15 protein-coding genes are annotated in these 15,669 nt (G+C 63.3%); 10 read left to right on the top strand and 5 right to left on the bottom strand.

Annotated features, from left to right (window positions below):
• Window positions 1-18 precede the first annotated feature (18 nt).
• Both RFM98_RS23105 and RFM98_RS23100 read right to left on the bottom strand, forming a co-directional pair.
• A complete protein-coding gene (locus RFM98_RS23105; protein ID WP_320310993.1) occupies window positions 19-1,116 on the bottom strand; it encodes a WD40 repeat domain-containing protein in 1,098 nt (365 codons plus the stop codon).
• Between the two features lie 53 nt (window positions 1,117-1,169).
• A complete protein-coding gene (locus tag RFM98_RS23100) occupies window positions 1,170-1,475 on the bottom strand; it encodes a hypothetical protein (RefSeq protein ID WP_320216082.1) in 306 nt (101 codons plus the stop codon).
• 44 nt (window positions 1,476-1,519) lie between these two features.
• On the opposite strand from RFM98_RS23100, the gene RFM98_RS23095 reads away from it, so the two are divergent.
• A complete protein-coding gene (locus RFM98_RS23095) occupies window positions 1,520-1,783 on the top strand; it encodes a hypothetical protein (protein WP_320310992.1) in 264 nt (87 codons plus the stop codon).
• A gap of 8 nt (window positions 1,784-1,791) precedes the next feature.
• On the opposite strand, the gene RFM98_RS23090 is transcribed toward RFM98_RS23095, so the two are convergent.
• Window positions 1,792-2,259, bottom strand: a complete 468-nt coding sequence (locus RFM98_RS23090; protein WP_320310991.1) for a hypothetical protein — start codon at window positions 2,257-2,259, stop codon at window positions 1,792-1,794.
• Between the two features lie 555 nt (window positions 2,260-2,814).
• On the opposite strand from RFM98_RS23090, the gene RFM98_RS23085 reads away from it, so the two are divergent.
• From RFM98_RS23085 to RFM98_RS23045, 9 genes are all read left to right on the top strand, one after another.
• On the top strand, window positions 2,815-4,488 hold the full coding sequence (locus tag RFM98_RS23085) for an aromatic/alkene/methane monooxygenase hydroxylase/oxygenase subunit alpha (RefSeq protein ID WP_320216079.1): 1,674 nt from the start codon (window positions 2,815-2,817) through the stop codon (window positions 4,486-4,488).
• 104 nt (window positions 4,489-4,592) lie between these two features.
• Window positions 4,593-5,654, top strand: coding sequence for an NADH:ubiquinone reductase (Na(+)-transporting) subunit F (locus RFM98_RS23080; protein ID WP_320216078.1), 1,062 nt, complete (start codon window positions 4,593-4,595; stop codon window positions 5,652-5,654).
• 48 nt (window positions 5,655-5,702) lie between these two features.
• A complete protein-coding gene (locus tag RFM98_RS23075) occupies window positions 5,703-6,755 on the top strand; it encodes an aromatic/alkene monooxygenase hydroxylase subunit beta (protein ID WP_320216077.1) in 1,053 nt (350 codons plus the stop codon).
• Between the two features lie 26 nt (window positions 6,756-6,781).
• Complete coding sequence (locus tag RFM98_RS23070) at window positions 6,782-7,150, top strand: MmoB/DmpM family protein (RefSeq protein ID WP_320216076.1); 369 nt, start codon at window positions 6,782-6,784, stop codon at window positions 7,148-7,150.
• 76 nt (window positions 7,151-7,226) lie between these two features.
• Window positions 7,227-8,249: an amidohydrolase family protein gene (locus tag RFM98_RS23065; protein WP_320310990.1), complete on the top strand. Its 1,023-nt coding sequence runs from the start codon at window positions 7,227-7,229 to the stop codon at window positions 8,247-8,249.
• A 5-nt stretch (window positions 8,250-8,254) separates the two neighbouring features.
• Window positions 8,255-9,067: an iron-sulfur cluster assembly protein gene (locus tag RFM98_RS23060; protein ID WP_320310989.1), complete on the top strand. Its 813-nt coding sequence runs from the start codon at window positions 8,255-8,257 to the stop codon at window positions 9,065-9,067.
• Between the two features lie 57 nt (window positions 9,068-9,124).
• Window positions 9,125-10,756, top strand: a complete 1,632-nt coding sequence (locus tag RFM98_RS23055) for a molecular chaperone GroEL (RefSeq protein ID WP_320310988.1) — start codon at window positions 9,125-9,127, stop codon at window positions 10,754-10,756.
• Window positions 10,757-10,863: 107 nt separating this feature from the next.
• Entirely contained in the window at window positions 10,864-11,550 is a 687-nt protein-coding gene (locus RFM98_RS23050; RefSeq protein ID WP_320310987.1) for an aquaporin, read from the top strand.
• Between the two features lie 191 nt (window positions 11,551-11,741).
• Window positions 11,742-12,239, top strand: coding sequence for a DUF1097 domain-containing protein (locus tag RFM98_RS23045; RefSeq protein WP_320310986.1), 498 nt, complete (start codon window positions 11,742-11,744; stop codon window positions 12,237-12,239).
• A 430-nt stretch (window positions 12,240-12,669) separates the two neighbouring features.
• Here the strand turns inward: RFM98_RS23045 and RFM98_RS23040 are convergent, their stop codons facing one another.
• Both RFM98_RS23040 and RFM98_RS23035 read right to left on the bottom strand, forming a co-directional pair.
• Entirely contained in the window at window positions 12,670-14,778 is a 2,109-nt protein-coding gene (locus RFM98_RS23040; RefSeq protein ID WP_320310985.1) for a sigma-54-dependent Fis family transcriptional regulator, read from the bottom strand.
• Between the two features lie 26 nt (window positions 14,779-14,804).
• Window positions 14,805-15,278 (bottom strand): hypothetical protein, encoded by a 474-nt coding sequence (locus RFM98_RS23035; RefSeq protein WP_320310984.1) that lies wholly within the window; start codon window positions 15,276-15,278, stop codon window positions 14,805-14,807.
• Window positions 15,279-15,669: the final 391 nt, after the last annotated feature.

The following is a 15,669-nucleotide window of genomic DNA, read 5'->3' as shown; positions in this document are numbered from 1 at the left end:
CCTGATCGTTGTCGGCTGTCATTTGAACATCTGGGCGGGGAAAGTGATGAGGCTGGCGCCTCCGTCAGCGGTGCCCGCCGCCAGGTGGCGGCCGTCGGCGGACCAGGCCAGGGCCGTGACAGCTCCGCCGGAGGGCCTGACCAGCAGTTCGTCGCGCTCGCCGATCTGGGCGACGACGATCTGACCATTGGCGAAACCGGCGGCCGCGATCGGCCGGGTCGGGTGGCCCGCCACCGCCTCGACCACCACCAGGCCGGGACGTCCGGTGACGATCGCGCCCCTGGTCTCGCCCTCGAGCGGCGGCAGCTTCATCGACCAGGCGGCGATGCGGAAGGCGCCGGAGGCAACCAGCGCATCGGCGCGTTCGCTCCAGGACACGGTGCGCACCTTGGCAGGAAAATCGCTGACGGCGCCCGCCTTCCCGTCGGCGAGACGGGCGACGCCGAATCCGCCGGATGCCAGCGGGCAGGCGATCCATTCGCTGTCGGCGCTCCACCGCACCGCCGCCGGCGGCTGAGGGAAACTGATCGTTCGCGCCAGGGCGGGTTCCCCCACGAGCGTCCAGATCGAAATCTCGTTGCCGTGGCATACGGCAAGCTGCCGTCCGGAGGGAGAAAAGCCGAGCGCCGCGACGTCGCCGCCGTGCCGCGCCAACGAGCGGACGATGCCGCCCGGAGCGTTTGCAAGAAGGACTTCCGCCCCGTCGCTGACGGCCGTCAACCCTTGCCCGCGAGCGTGATCGAGGGCCATGATCGCGCCGTCCAGCCGGATTTGCGTATTGCTGATCTCTCCGGTCACGGTCACGCGCACGATTCTGCCGTCCGACGCGCCGGCGAGAAATTCCGATTTTCCGGACACGGCCATCAAAGGCGCGCCGTCGCAAAGGCGTTCGGTGACGATGACCGGCGCCGTGGGCTTCTCACGGGGCCGGATGGTCGTCTGGCCGAGATCGGCGCTTACCCTGACGCGCGACTCCGGCGGCTCGGGATCGGAGAGCGAGGCAAGGGCAATCGTGCCGTTCGCGCAGGCGAAGGCCGCCGCGGAACTGTCAGTGCTGAAGTGCAGGGCCTCGACGGACGACGGCAGCGCCCAGCTTCTGGCGAGCAGGTCGAACAATGTCAGGTTGCGTATATTCTGCTGGTTCACGCTTCAAGCTCCCTTCATTCATGTCAGGCCGTAGCCAGCAGGCGGTCGACCTCGTCCACCTGCCGCTCGGCGGCGGCGATGCGCTCCTCGCAGTCCGACAGCGCGGTGCGGATGGAGGCGATGCTCGTTTCCGCGCCATGCAAGTCCCGCACCAGTTGCTCAGGGGCACCGCTTCGGCCGAGCTCGAGCTCCATGCGCTGGATGTCCATTTCGATCGCGCCCAGGAGCTGGGTCCATTTCAAGGCCTCCGCGTTCAGCCCCGACAAGGCCCCCACGAGCGACAGGCGCCTCTCCAGCAATTCCACGCGCATAGATGAGGCGTCCGTCATCGCGGTTCTCCTGGCTGCAGGCTGGGCTCTGGGGGAAATCTGAGATGTTCGAGACCACCGGCAGGACTTTCTTCCAGGCGCTGCACGCGGCCGCCGAAAAGCGGCTGGGCCAACAGCATCCATGCTGCCGGGCGATCGCCGAAGCCGCGCGGGACCCGGAAGCGGCGGCGGTTCGCGCGGCCCAAGCGGCCCTGAACGGCCTGCCGAAAGAGGTGCTGGTCGCGCTCATGGCCGACGCGCACAAGGCGCTGCGCGAGGACCCGTCCGCGATCCTGGGGGCGTGGGGAGACTTTGCTTCGCGGCATTGACGACATCCTCAACGATCGTCCGGCGGGGTCTCCGGCACCGGTGCCGCCCAGCCCGACAAGAGCTGGGGCAGACCGGGAACCTGGCTCCGGAATTGCCGTTCGGCCATCGCGATATGGCCCTTGAGCTGATCCCAAATGTCGACGCGCAGCAGCGAGGTGCTGTCGCCGATCAGGCGCTCGATTTCCTCGATCCGGAACTGGCGGGTGAGCGCGACGCCCGAGAAGACGAAATCGCGCAACAGCAGCGCGTGCCGCTCGATGAAGGCATGGATCATCGGGTGCGTCTCCTGAGTCATGCCGGCCGCCGCCATCTCGGCTTCCATGAAGCTCTGGAAATGTCGTTGCAGCAGATGCTGGCTCTCGCCAAGGAAGCGCATGGTGAACACCAGGTCGCGCGGCATCAGGCGGACCAGATCGGTTGTGACGTCGTCTTGCTCTTGGCGCCCCGGCAGGGGGCGATCTTCCTTCCCAGGCATGGTCGTTCCGTTGGCTGCTCTTCGTCTGCACGTATATTAAAGGATAGAGTCGCCGTAGAAGGTTGTCGATAAATGATTGTGCTGCAATAGCTAAGTAATATTTCGCAAATGCGAATATGTGATAAATATTACAAATGTAAATTGCGAATGTAACGATTCTTTACAGTTGTACTTCTGCAGGCTGTCGGCGCCGACATCTCAGACCGGGAACAAGTTGATTTGCCGGCGGTTGACCGGGGATTTCGGCGTTAACTAAAACTGGCACGGCCCTTGCTTCACTGATTTGCATAAGAAGCCCATCGCGCCTGGCGCGGTGCCACAAGAACGAAGGAGCGGAGGAGGAGACCGGAAACCGCGCATGCGGGTCGCAGTGGCGCCTGGCGCCAGGGCATTCCGGAGATCTCGTCGCACACCTTTGCCGTGATCCACTTGAACGGTTGGCCGGGCGCCCGACTGTGCCCTGTCCGCCTGCCGTTCGATCTGCAACTGGCGGCGATGGTGTGTGCCGCTCATGCCCGGGCCATGGGGTCCGGGACCCTAATCTGGTGGAGGCTTATGGCTATGACGTCTTTGACGCTCAATAAGATCACCTCGCAACGCGGCATCTCCGTGGGCGAGGCGACCAAGAAGATTTCCGACCTCGGTTGGAACCCGACCTACGTCCAGGAAGCGATGACCTTCCCGACGGACTACAAGATCACCAAGGCGCCGCGCGACCCGATGAAGCAGGTGCTGCGCTCCTATTTCCCGATGCAGGAAGAGAAGGACAACCGCGTTTACGGCGCTCTCGATGCGGCGCTGCGCGGCGACATGTTCCGCAATGTCGAGCCGCGCTGGGTGGAGTGGATGAAGCTGTTCCTGGCGATCATCCCGTTCCCGGAAATCTCGGCGGCGCGCTCGATGGCGATGGTGGCCCGCCTTGCTCCCGGCGAGGATTTGCGCACCGGCTTCACCATGCAGATGGTCGACGAGTTCCGTCACTCCACGATTCAGATGAATCTGAAGAAGTGGTACATGGAAAACTACATCGATCCGGCTGGCTTCGACATCACCGAAGAAGCCTTCGGCAAGTGCTACGCAACCACCATCGGCCGGCAGTTCGCCGAAGGGTTCATCACCGGCGACACCATGACCGCTGCCTGCATGTACCTGACCGTCGTGGCTGAGACCGCCTTCACCAATACGCTGTTCGTCGCCATGCCCTCGGAAGCCGCCCGCAACGGCGACTATGCGCTGCCGACCGTCTTCTTGTCGGTGCAGTCGGACGAGAGCCGCCACATCGGCAACGGTCACTCGCTGCTGATGGCCGCGCTGAAGGAGCCGGAAAACCATCTGCTGCTCGAGCGCGACCTGCGTTATGCCTTCTGGCAGAACCATGCCATCGTCGATGCGGCTATCGGCACCTTCATCGAATACGGCACCACCAACCGCGACAAGAACAAGGAGTCTTACGCGGAAATGTGGCACCGCTGGATCTATGAAGACTACTACCGCACGTACATGCTGCCGCTCGAGAAATACGGCATCAAGGTCCATCACGACGACGTCCAGTTGGCCTGGGAACGCCTCACCAAGAAGAACTACGTCCATAAGGTGGGCCAGTTCTTCGCCGTTGGCTGGCCGGTGAACTTCTGGCGTATCGAGGCCCAGAACGAAAAGGACTTCGAGTGGTTCGAGCACAAGTATCCGGGCTGGTATGCCGAGTTCGGCGACTTCTGGAAATGGTATGCCAAGCTCAGCCACAAGGGCGAGAAGGTGCTGCTGTTCAACAGTGACGTCGGCTACGTCTATCCGCATCGCTGCTGGTCGTGCTTGGTGCCTTGCCTCATCCGCGAGGACATGGTCACCGACGAGATCGACGGGAAGCTCTACACATTCGCCCACGAGCTCGACCGCTGGACCGCAGTCGAGGCCTTCGCTGACGAATACCAGGGCCGGCCGACGCCCGCGATGGGCCGCTTCAGCGGCAAGCGCGAGTGGGAGACCCTGTACGACGGTTGGGACCTGGCCGACGCCATCAAGGACCTGAACTTCGTCCGCAGTGACGGCAAGACGCTTATCCCGCAGCCGCATATGCGCTTCGACGACAAGGAAATGTGGACGCTGGACGACGTGCGCGGCAACACGCTGGGCTCGCCGCTCAACGCGCTGCGCGCGATGTCGCCGGCCGAGCGCGAGAAGCATCTGGCGGAGTATCGGGCAGGCTTCACCATCAACCCCTGCCACTAAGACCCTCGATCCCGCGGAGGCCGGTTTCCGGCCTCCGCGACAACAAACTTAAGCCCTTTCGTCTCGCGCGGAAGGAACGGCGAAGCTTTGGGAGGAAAAGGCATATGAGCGGCGCTCACACAGTGCGTCTGGAGCCGGTCGGCGTAGAATTCGAGGTCGAGACCGGAGAGACGGTCCTGAACGCGGCATTCCGCCAGGGCATCGCGTTGCCGCACGGCTGCAAGGAAGGGCAGTGCTCGGCCTGCAAATGCATCCTCAACGAGGGTGAGGTCGACATGCTGAAATATTCGACCTTTGCGCTCAACGACATGGAAAAGGACAGCGGCCACATCCTTCTGTGCCGGGCGATCGCCTATTCCGACATGCAAGTCGAACTCCTCAACTACGACGAGGAACTGCTCGCTAAGGCCATTGCGGTGAAGACCTTCCAGGGTCGCATCGCCGCGATCGAACACCTCACGCACGACATCCGAGGGATCCAAATCGACCTCAGCACCCCGATCAAATTCTGGGCCGGACAATATGTCGACATCACGGTCACCACGGAAAAAGGGGAGACGATTACGCGCTCGTTCTCCATGGCAAATACGCCGGACGAAGCCCAAAGGCTCTCCTTCATCATCAAGAAATACCCCGAAGGAAAATTCTCAGGAGAGCTCGATTCAGGAGGAATCAAGGTCGGAGCCGACGTCAAGCTCGTCGGACCTTACGGAGCCTGCTTCCGACGGGAAAACCGGCACGGACCCATGATCCTGGTCGGCGCAGGTTCCGGCATGTCGCCCGTCTGGTCGATCCTCAACGACCACCTCAACAGCGGCGAGCAGCGCCCGGTCTATTTCTTCTATGGCGCGCGCACGCAGCAGGATCTGTTCTACCTGGACCGCATCGCCGCGCTGGTCGAGAAACATCCCGATCTGAACTTCATCCCGGTGCTGTCGCATGTGAACGGCGATGCCTCCTGGGACGGCGAGCGCGGCTTCGTGCACGAGCGAGCCGACGCCAAGCTCAAGGAACTCGCGGTGGACGGCCAGGGCGACGTCTATGCCTGCGGCCCGCCGCCCATGATCGATGCGCTGCAGCCGGTTCTGTTCATGAACGGCTTCGAGAACGAACGCATCTTCTTCGATAGATTCACCACCTCTTCGGCCGGAAGCGCCGGCCATTAGGAACCGCCTGCGCGGGACTTCGAGAGCAACTGAAAAGGGAGAGAGAAAATGGCAGCAGTATCAAGTTCAGTCGGATCCGGAGCCGCAGGCGCCGCGATCTTCGCCGACTCCGACAGCCGGAAGTATCGGTATTTCCAACCCAGAGGCCAGCGCGCCACGCATTACGAGGACGTCACCGTCGACGTCCAGCCGGATCCGGAGCGCTACCTCATCCAGGACTGGATTATTTCCTTCGCCAACGGCAAGGGCGCCTACGTCAAGGACGCCACGGCGGTGCAGAGTTCCAACTGGCACGCCTTCCGCGCGCCGGATCAGGAATGGGAGCGCACCCACTACCAGCGCCAGTCGAAGATCGAAACGATGGTGCAGAGCGTCATCGCCAACGGCCGCAAGTCCGGCGCGCCAAAGAGCTTCGACAAGGCCTGGGTGAAGATCCTGCAGACGCATCTCGGCGCTTGGAAACACGCCGAGTTCGGCCTGGGCACCTCGCTCATGCAGGCCCAGCGCTACGGCTACACCCAGATGATCAACAACGCCACGCTGACTAATTCCTCCTACAAGCTTCGCCTGGCGCAGGACATCACGCTCTACCTCGCCGAGATCGGCATGGACATTCCCGGCTGGAACGACGAGCTCGGCAAGAAGGCCTGGCTCGAGGACGGCATCTGGCAGGGCACTCGCGAGGCGATCGAGACCATCATGGGCACGAGCGACTACCTCGAGCAGTATTTCGCCACCAACATCGTCTTCGAGCCGCTGGTGGGTGAATTGTTCCGCTCCGGCTTCCTGATGCAGGTGGCGGCGGCCAACCACGACTTCATCACGCCGCCGGTGATCTCGGCCGCCGAGGCCGACTACGAGCGCAACCTCGCGAACACGATCGACCTGATCTACCTGCTCGCGCATGACGAGAAGCACGCGGCCGCGAACCAGAAGCTCTTCAAGGGCTGGCTGAAGAAGCACCGCGCACTTGCCGAGAAGGCCGCGCAGGGCCTGCAGCCGATCTGGTCGGCGCCGCACTCCAAGCCGGTCTCGTTCGACGACGTGCGTGCCGCCTCGCAGGAGCGCATCGGCCAGATCATCGGCGAACTCGGCCTCTAATCGCAATCGCAATCAGGAGACACCACATGTCAACAGTAGCCCGCGATGCCTCACACGACAATATTTTCAAGTCGATGAAGGACATCACCTTCGAGCAAACCATCTCCGACCAATGCGGGGTGACCATGAACGACTCGGTCGAGGCACGCGCCATCGCCGAATTCATGAGCTCGAAGCCCAATGTGACCGTCACCTATCAGCCGGCGCTCATCCGTATCGACGGCCATGGCAAGCTGATCTTCAAGATGGACGAGATCGGCAACTATCTGGGCCGCGAGATGACCGCCGAGATCTTCGAGGTCAACACGTCCACCCACTACGGCCGCATGGTCCGTGTCGACGACAACACGGTGATCCTCTTCGGCAATATGGACGACGTTTTCGAGTACATCTGAGCAGGTCTCGATACGGGCGCGCCGCGCTTCCGCGGCGCGCCGACAAACCAATAATTCCGACTTGCGGAGCAGAAACATGTTCATCACACCGGAAGGCAAGGAAATCTTCGTGGTCGACGGCCATACCCATTTCTGGGACGGCAGCCCCGCGAACCAGCGCAACATCCATGGCAAGCAGTTCATCGACTGCTTCTACGGCTATCACACGTTCCTCAGCCCGAAAGAGGAATACTGGCCAAAGGAGAAGTTCGAGAAATACAGCGCCGACGACCTTTATAGCGACCTTTTCATCAACGGACCGGATGACGTGGCGATCATCCAGTCGACCTATCTGAAGGATTTCTACAAGAACGGCTTCAACACGATCGAGCGCAACGCGGAAGTGGCGAAACGCTATCCCGAGCGATTCATCGTCAACGGCTCCTTCGATCCCCGCGACGGCGAGAAGGCGATCGAATACATCCACTACATGAAGGAGACCTACGACATTCAGGGCGTGAAGATGTACACGGCCGAATGGAATGGAGCCTCCAAGGGCTGGCGCCTGAACGATCCGGACGCCTACCGGTGTTTCGATCTCTGCGAGAAGCTCGGCATCAAGAATATCCATGTCCATAAGGGGCCGACGATCATTCCGCTGGCCAAGGATTCCTTCGACGTTCATGACGTCGACCATGCCGCCACGGATTTCCAGAACCTCAACTGGATCATCGAGCATTGCGGCCTGCCCAGGCTCGACGATTTCTGCTGGGTCGCCGTGCAGGAAACCAACGTCTACGGCGGATTGGCGGTCGCTTTGCCGTTCATTCACAACCGGCCGCGATATTTCGGCGAGGTGATCGCGGAACTGCTCTACTGGCTCGGCCCGGACAAGCTCCTGTTCGGTTCTGACTACGGCATCTGGACGCCGCGCTGGCTCGTCGAGAAGCTCTGGGCCTATCAGATTCCCGAGGACATCGCGGCCGAGCGGGGCGTTCAACTGACCGACGAGATCAAGGAGAAGATCCTCGGCCTCAACGCGGCACGGCTCTACGACATCGACGTGGAGGCCAAGAAGGCGGCGCTCGCGAAATCGCCGCTGCGGATCGCGGCGGAGTGACGGCGATGAGCGTGCTGGCCGACCCGCGAGGCAACCGCCAGGGCGAGCTCCGGCGGCGCCTGGAAGGCGTCAACGATCCCGAACTCGACGAGCCCGTGACCGACATGGGCTTCGTCGAGGGGGCCGAGGTTCTGGCCGACGGGTCCGTGGCGGTCGATTTTCGCTTGCCGACCTATTGGTGCTCACCGAACTTCGCCTTCCTGATGTTGGACGGGATGCGCCAGGCGCTCGAAGCGCTGTCCTGGTCGCCCGCCTACCGGATCCGGCTGCACGACCACATGTTCGCCGAGGAGGTAAACCGCGGCGTCGAAGCCGGAAAGACATTCGGCCAGATATTCGGCGAATTGGCCGGCGACGAAGACATCGCCGGCCTGCGCGGGATCTTTGCGCGAAAGGCCTATCTGAGGCGCCAGGAGGCGATGCTTCTCGGACTGCGGCGGCAAGGCCTGACCGATCGCGAGATCCTGGGCATGGACTTGCTTGCCTACGACACCGCAAGGCTCGAAGGCGAAGAGGCTGTCAAACAGAAGCCGCGATACCGTGAAGCGCTGCTGCTGCGGTGGCCCGGCCGGCGGCCGACCGAGCCTGTGTTCGTCACCTGGGAGGGGTCGCCAATCCCGACGGAAGCGCTTGGTGCCCATCTCGCCGAGCTCAGATGCGTGCGCATCAACATGGAGTTCAACGGCGCGCTGTGCCGTGGACTGAAGACCACACGGTACAAGGAACTGGAGGTGGTGGACGGCGAACCGACGCTGGTCGACTTCATCCTGGACCGCGTGCCGCCCCGGGACTGCGCAAGCCGTCCGGCACATAGCTGAAAAAGCCTCCTCGAGGAGGCCGCAACAAAGCGCCGTCCCTACGGCGAAGGAGGAGCCATGCCCAAATTACTGATCCACAACTCACATGCTCGCCGCGCGCTCGCCAGGGGCGTCCACCAACTCGCCGCCGCCGTCGAGCCGACGCTCGGGCCACGGGGCATGAACGCCATGATCGACCGCCCGATCGGCACGCCCATCGTCACCCGTGACGGCGTGTCGATCGCCGCATCGATCGAGCTGCATGACCGGTTCGAGAACATGGGCGCGCAGGTCGTGCGCGAGGTTTCCATGCAGACCAACGAAGTCGCCGGCGACGGCACCACGACCGCGATCGTGCTTGCCAACGCTCTCGTCCAGAACGGCGTGGAAGCCAACGAGCGCGGCGCCAAATCCGTCGACCTGGTCAGGGGCATCGACCTTGCGGTGGCAAGGGTCGTGGAGGCGCTGAAGGCGTCGGCGAAGCCGGCCAGGTCCAACGGCAATTTGGCCGCCGTCGCCAACATCGCAGCGACCGATCCAAAGCTCGGCACCCTGGTCGCGGAGGCCTATGAGCGGGTCGGCGCCGATGGCGTCATCACCACCGACTTCAGTGTGACGAGGGACACGACGCTGGACGTGGTCGAAGGCATGTCTTTCGATCGCGGCTACCTCTCCCACCACATGGTCACCGACCAGGAGAAGATGGAGGTGGTGCTGGAGCGGCCGCTGATCCTGATGAGCGACCTCAAGATCAAGGAGCCGAAGGCGCTCGATGCAGCCAGGGCCATCGCCGAAAAGCAGAACAGGCCGCTGCTTATCATTGCCGAGGAGATGTCGCCGGACGTCGTGGTCACGCTGCTCGGCAAGAATGGGCCTGGCAGATACCTTGTGGTGCACCCGCCGGAATACGGCCACTGGCGCAAGGCCATGATGGAGGACCTGGCGATCCTCACCGGCGGCCGCGTGATCGCGCGCGATCTCGGCGGGCGGCTCGAGGACATCCAGGAGGAGGATCTCGGCTCGGCCGAGCGCGTCCGCACCAGCGCCACCCACACCTCCGTCATCCGCGGCGGCGGCCAGCCCCAGGCGATCGCCGCGCGCCGAGCCCAGGTGCAGCGCCAGTACGAGGTCGCGCCGCCGAATGTCGAGCAGGACAAGCTGCGCGAAAGGCTGGCCAAACTGTCCGGCGGCACGGCGGTTCTCTATGCCGGCGGCGTCACGCCGGTCGAACAGAAGCGCACCATCCAGCTCATCGAAGACTCGCTCTCGGCGGTCCGCGCCGCGTGGGAGGAGGGCGTTGTCGCCGGCGGCGGGGTGGCGCTCGCGCAAATAGCCCCGGTGCTCGACGAGGTGCTGGCCAAGGTCGATGGCGACGTCGCCGAAGGTGTGCGGCTGGTCAAGTCGGTGCTCTCGCGTCCGCTATGGCGCATCGTCACCAATGCCGGCGGCGACGCGGATGCGGTGGTCACCAAGATTTCGAGCGTCAACGGCGGTTACGGCTACAACGCCGACAAGGGCGAATTCCAGAACATGTACGAAGCCGGCATCATCGACCCGGTTCGCGTCACCTGCGCGGCGCTCAGCAATGCCGCGTCGGTCGCCAAGCTCATCCTCACCACCGAAACGCTGGTCGGTGATCTGGCCGAGGACGAGGACCCCACCGAAGGGCCGGCGCGTGGCGGCGGCGCGGAGAAGCTCGGGCGCCAGTGATCCGGAACAACCGGCCGCGGTGCGTCGCGCCGCGGTCATCCACCCTTCAAGCGATTGCTCCGGAGCCTGAGGGCCCGGTTGCTCGCGGTCAATCATCGGAGACACACATGAACAAATATATCTGCGAATTCGTCGGTACCTTCGCGCTGGTCTTCTTCGGCTGCGCGACCGTTCTCTTCATGCGCTCGGAGGTCGGCCTCCTCGGCGTCGCCTTTGCCTTCGGCCTCTCGGTCGTGGCGATGGCCTACGCCATCGGTCCGGTTTCCGGCGCCCATCTCAACCCGGCCGTCAGTCTTGGCTTCCTGGTCTCCGGCCGGCTCGGCTCCGGTGATTTTGTCGGCTACGTCATCGCCCAATGTGCCGGTGCGATCGTTTCGGCCGGGGTGCTCTACCTCATCGCCGCGGGCAAGGCCGGCGGCTACGATGTCGCAGCGAACGGCTTTGCGCAGAACGGCTGGTCGGCCTACTCGGCGACTTCGGCATTCGTGTTCGAGCTGGTGGCGACCTTCCTGTTCGTGACCGTCATCCTCAACTGCACCGCGCCCGGCGGCGCCGGCGCGCTCGCCGGCCTGGCGATCGGGCTGACGCTTGTCGCCATCCACCTCGCGGGGATCGCGGTCTCGGGATCGTCCGTCAATCCGGCCCGTGCGCTGGGTCCGGCACTGTTCGCCGGCAGCGCCGCCCTCTCGCAACTGTGGCTCTACATCCTGGCGCCTTGTCTGGGAGCGGCCGCGGCCGGTCTGCTGCAGCGCAACCGGGCGGTCGATGTCGAAGGCGCCGCACAACCGGCCTGAGCCCAGGCGTCGGACGGCGACGATCTTGGCCCCACGGCATGATGCCGTGAGGCCTTCGCGATCCGGACTCGGGCCGGCAATTCTTCTTCAATCCCATGGCCGACGCCATGGGGTTTTCGGGATCAGGACATCATGCGAAGCGCGATCCTGAAACGAGCTTCATAGCTTCGTCGGAAAAAAGGGAGGACAACATGGATCTGATTACGGGACTGGCCGTCGTCATCGGCATTATGGGTGGCATTGTAACGTGGGCAGCGATCACGATCGGCAACCCCTATCTGTTGATCTGGGCGGTGTTTGTAGGCTGGGGGAGCTTCTACCACTGCGGCGGCAAGGAAGCCGGATTCAAAAATTCAGCTGTTGCGAACCTATGGGGGGCGATCTGCGCCGCTGGCGCGTTGATAGCTCTGACTTCCATTGGCGTGACGGCGATCATGGCCGGCATTTGCGTCGGCATTTCAATTATCGTGCTGATTCTCGCCAGCAAGCTACCGTTGCTAAGCGCCATTCCGTCAGCGGTCTATGGCTATGCAACAACCGCCGCGCTTTTTCTACTTGGTGCCGCAGCCTATGGCGAAGGCGCCAGCGGCATCATCAAGGTCGCGCTCGCTGTGGTGCTGTCCTTGATTGTCGGCAACATACTCGGATATATTTCAGAGAAAGTGACCGGGGCTGTCGTGAAGAGCTGATCCTCTTCGAGATCGCTGCCTGAAGATATACGAGCCGACGAACATCCCGAGAGCGGGACGACCTTTCTTCGAGTCGTCGTCTCGCTCTATCCTCTTGTTCGAGCACGATCTTTTCTAAAAACCGCTGCACACTTTTCGGGGGCATGCTCTAAAGCGCGTCGCGCTGAACCGGATTCAGGCGACGCGCTTTAAGTCTTTGTTTTGATGCATGTCGTTGTCCCAGAACCGCTGCACACTTCTGGGCGACATGCATTGAACCTCGCGGCCGCATGCCGCAGGGGTTTTTGCCAGGTCGATAGACGGATTGAAGATGTCTCCCGAATGTGGGAACCGGTTTCGGAAGACATGCTTTAATGTGTACATGATCCCGAAAAGGTGCAGCGCTTTTGGCGTGTGATCCCGAAAAGTCTGTAACTTTCAGGATCATGCTCTATATGAAGCCGCGCCGGATGCCGAACTGATCGAGCTTGCGATAGAGCGTCGGACGCGACACCCCGAGGCGCAGCGCAGCGCGGCTCAAATTGCCGCCTTCCGCAGCCAGCGCGTCCCTGATCACCTGGCGTTCGGCATCCTCGATGCTGCGGACAGGCGCTGCGATAGCGCAAGGCGGCGCGCCGGTCGCGCCTGCCGATGCCGGAGCCGTCACCTGAATTTCCGTGCTCGCGCTCGCCGTTCCGGCACCCAGCATTTCCTCGGGCAGATCGCGCAGGTCGATGACCGCGCCGCGCGACAGCACATGCAGCCGCTCCATCAGGTTCTTCAGCTCGCGCACGTTGCCCGGCCATTGGTAGGCCACGAACGCGTCCATGGCCTGGGTGGAGAATTCAAGCGGCGCCGATCCCAACCGGGCCGAGATCTTGTGGTTGAAGTGCTCGGCAAGCAAAAGCACGTCGCTGCCACGGTCACGCAAGGGCGGCACGCGGATGGAGACGGTCGAGATGCGGTAGTAGAGATCGCGGCGGAACCGTCCGGCTTCCACCTCGCGCTTCAGATCGCGGTTGGTCGAGGCGATCAGGCGCACGTCGACAGGCCGGGCGCGGCTGTCGCCGATGCGATGGACCACGCGCTCTTCCAGCACCCTGAGCAGGAACGGCTGGATCTCGAGCGGCATTTCGCCGATCTCGTCGAGGCTGAGCACACCGCCATTGGCGAGCTCGAACACGCCGGGCTTTCCGTCGCGGCTCGCGCCGGTGAAGGCGCCCGGCACGTGGCCGAACAACTCGCTGCCGAACAGCTCCTTTGTGATCGCGCCGCAGTTCACGGCGATGAACGGGCTGTTCTGCGAGGCGCGGCTGCCGATATGAACGAGCCTTGCGAACAGCTCCTTGCCGACGCCCGTCTCGCCTTCGAGCAGGACCGAGGTGACTTCCTTAGATTCCGCGACCCTGCAGGCGATGTCGACGGCGGCAAGCAGAGGCTCGCTCTCGCCGATGATCAGCGCCGACGCAGCCTCGATCTGCTTGAGCTGCGTTCTGCGGCTGTCCGAGATGATCGTGGTCGATCCCCGTGCCGGGAAGACGAGGGCGGCGCCGCGCAGGCCGTCGTCGAACTCGAGCGCGCTGATGTGGCAGGACCGCAGCGATGCCGGCAGGGCGTCGCCCAGTTCGATGCCGGAGCCGAGCTCGGGCAGCTTGACCAGGAACCTGGCGTTCGGGTTCTTCGCGGACGGCTCGGCCAGCAACTCGCGCGCGGCTTCCTCTGGGAGGTTGTTGCAGTAGATCGGCCGGCCGCGGCGGTCGACGATCATCAATCCGTCGCGCCGGCGATAGTTGGGGGCCGAAGCGATGAAGGCCTCGAGCAGGCGCGCGCGGTCCTCCATCTGCTGCTCGGCGAGCGCCTTCTCGATCTCGCGCGCGGCTGCCGCCACCAGCACGGTATTGTGCGGCCGGAAGATGTCTGGATGGCCTGAAAGGTCGACCACGCCGATGGTGTTTCCATCGATCGGATCGCGAATGGGCGCGCCGGCGCATGTCCATGACTTGATGCCGGCGCAAAAATGCTCCGCCGCATGCACGAAGACCGGCTCGCCCGCCCAAAGTGCTGTGCCGATCCCGTTGGTGCCGACGACGTCCTCGGTCCACTTCCCGCCGACGGCGAGATGGATATCCCTGCCGTCATGGATCGTGCGCTTGTCGCCGATGGCATCGATGAGCACGCCGTCACCGTCGGTCAGCACCAGCATGGCGCCGGTCCCATCGAGAAGGCGGCCGATGGTGAAGAAGGACCGCCGCGCGGCGGCAAGCAATTCGCCGTTGGAGCGCGAAAGCAGCTCTATATGGTCCTTGCCGTTCTCCAGCGGCGCTTCGCTCTGCTGGGCGTTGATGCCGCTTGTGGCGCAGCGGCTCCAGGAGTCGTGGATCAGGGAGCGCACCGGAAAGCCGTTGCCGGCTCGCTCGCTGTCGCCGGCGAGCAACGTCTCCCAGGCTCGCATGGTCGCGCGTTCGTCATAGCTGGGCGCGACAAGCGTGTCGGCACGCATCGGATGGCGGGCGGGATGCGTCATGAGCAGCCTTTCGTCCTGGCCGGTGCTACGCTTCATTTAACCATCGTACGCTCTCGCCCACCTCAGGTCATGCCAAGCCTGTTGCCGATATCCGCGGCAAGCTGCTCTTCGCCGTAATCCGGTCCGAGCCGGCCGCCGTCGAGATCGGCCAAGGCAGCCGCGATGTCCTCGTCGACCGGCGAGAAATACTGATTGACCTTGGTCGCGAGGACAAAGACGTCGGTTCCGTCCCTGCGTCTGAGATCGCCGATATGATGGAGTTGCCGGCCCGAGTTCTCGTCCACCGCGATCACCCGACCGTTGAGGCTGATGCGGATCCTGGAGCTCGCGTCGGCGGTGGGCCTTGCGCTGCCGACGGAATGGATGATGAGGCCTTTTGCTTCCGGCTTCGGCTTTGCCGTCTTGCGCGCCGAATAGCTGCCGCCGCTGATATGATCGGCGAGCCGCGTGATGGTTGCGCGGTTTTGCTCGATCAAACGCTTTATCGCGGCGTCCTCGCGTCGCGAGCCGTCGCGCTTCGATATGATTTCGACCATTACTCCTCCCAGAGTCACTTGGTCAAAAAGCCGCCTGCAACGCCCCCTTTTTCAAACCGTATCGCAGAACCACCTTTCGTGCCAGTAAACTAACATACGATATCCGACGCCGGTGCGGGTGGTAGCCCCATGCCGCATCATGGCCGGCGAAATCGCTCCCTCGATATCAGCATCTGGTTCTCGACTGCTGCTGCGGCGCTTTAATAAACGCGCGGTGCGGCGCGGAGGCAATGGCCGGGTGAGGTCGGCCGATATTCGCTGGGGCCGGCGTGACTCGCTCGTGGCGATCCTGCGTCGACTGAGGGGGATGCGCTTGCCCAGGTCATTGCAGCGCCCGCGCCTCTGGGGTATTTTAGCAGTTTATTGGATACGCGGCCTGCGTTGCCATCGC

Origin of the sequence: Mesorhizobium australafricanum, assembly GCF_033977265.1 — a bacterium.
Lineage (GTDB): Bacteria > Pseudomonadota > Alphaproteobacteria > Rhizobiales > Rhizobiaceae > Mesorhizobium > Mesorhizobium australafricanum.
This window is presented reverse-complemented; position numbering and strand designations above follow the sequence as displayed.

Bases quoted from the DNA above. Each gene is read 5' to 3' on its own strand.
- RFM98_RS23100 (WP_320216082.1), bottom strand. From the start codon at position 1,475: ATGACGGACGCCTCATCTATGCGCGTGGAATTGCTGGAGAGGCGCCTG.
- RFM98_RS23095 (WP_320310992.1), top strand. From the start codon at position 1,520: ATGTTCGAGACCACCGGCAGGACTTTCTTCCAGGCGCTGCACGCGGCC.
- RFM98_RS23090 (WP_320310991.1), bottom strand. From the start codon at position 2,259: ATGCCTGGGAAGGAAGATCGCCCCCTGCCGGGGCGCCAAGAGCAAGAC.
- RFM98_RS23085 (WP_320216079.1), top strand. From the start codon at position 2,815: ATGGCTATGACGTCTTTGACGCTCAATAAGATCACCTCGCAACGCGGC.
- RFM98_RS23080 (WP_320216078.1), top strand. From the start codon at position 4,593: ATGAGCGGCGCTCACACAGTGCGTCTGGAGCCGGTCGGCGTAGAATTC.
- RFM98_RS23075 (WP_320216077.1), top strand. From the start codon at position 5,703: ATGGCAGCAGTATCAAGTTCAGTCGGATCCGGAGCCGCAGGCGCCGCG.
- RFM98_RS23070 (WP_320216076.1), top strand. From the start codon at position 6,782: ATGTCAACAGTAGCCCGCGATGCCTCACACGACAATATTTTCAAGTCG.
- RFM98_RS23065 (WP_320310990.1), top strand. From the start codon at position 7,227: ATGTTCATCACACCGGAAGGCAAGGAAATCTTCGTGGTCGACGGCCAT.
- RFM98_RS23060 (WP_320310989.1), top strand. From the start codon at position 8,255: ATGAGCGTGCTGGCCGACCCGCGAGGCAACCGCCAGGGCGAGCTCCGG.
- RFM98_RS23055 (WP_320310988.1), top strand. From the start codon at position 9,125: ATGCCCAAATTACTGATCCACAACTCACATGCTCGCCGCGCGCTCGCC.
- RFM98_RS23050 (WP_320310987.1), top strand. From the start codon at position 10,864: ATGAACAAATATATCTGCGAATTCGTCGGTACCTTCGCGCTGGTCTTC.
- RFM98_RS23045 (WP_320310986.1), top strand. From the start codon at position 11,742: ATGGATCTGATTACGGGACTGGCCGTCGTCATCGGCATTATGGGTGGC.
- RFM98_RS23040 (WP_320310985.1), bottom strand. From the start codon at position 14,778: ATGAAGCGTAGCACCGGCCAGGACGAAAGGCTGCTCATGACGCATCCC.
- RFM98_RS23035 (WP_320310984.1), bottom strand. From the start codon at position 15,278: ATGGTCGAAATCATATCGAAGCGCGACGGCTCGCGACGCGAGGACGCC.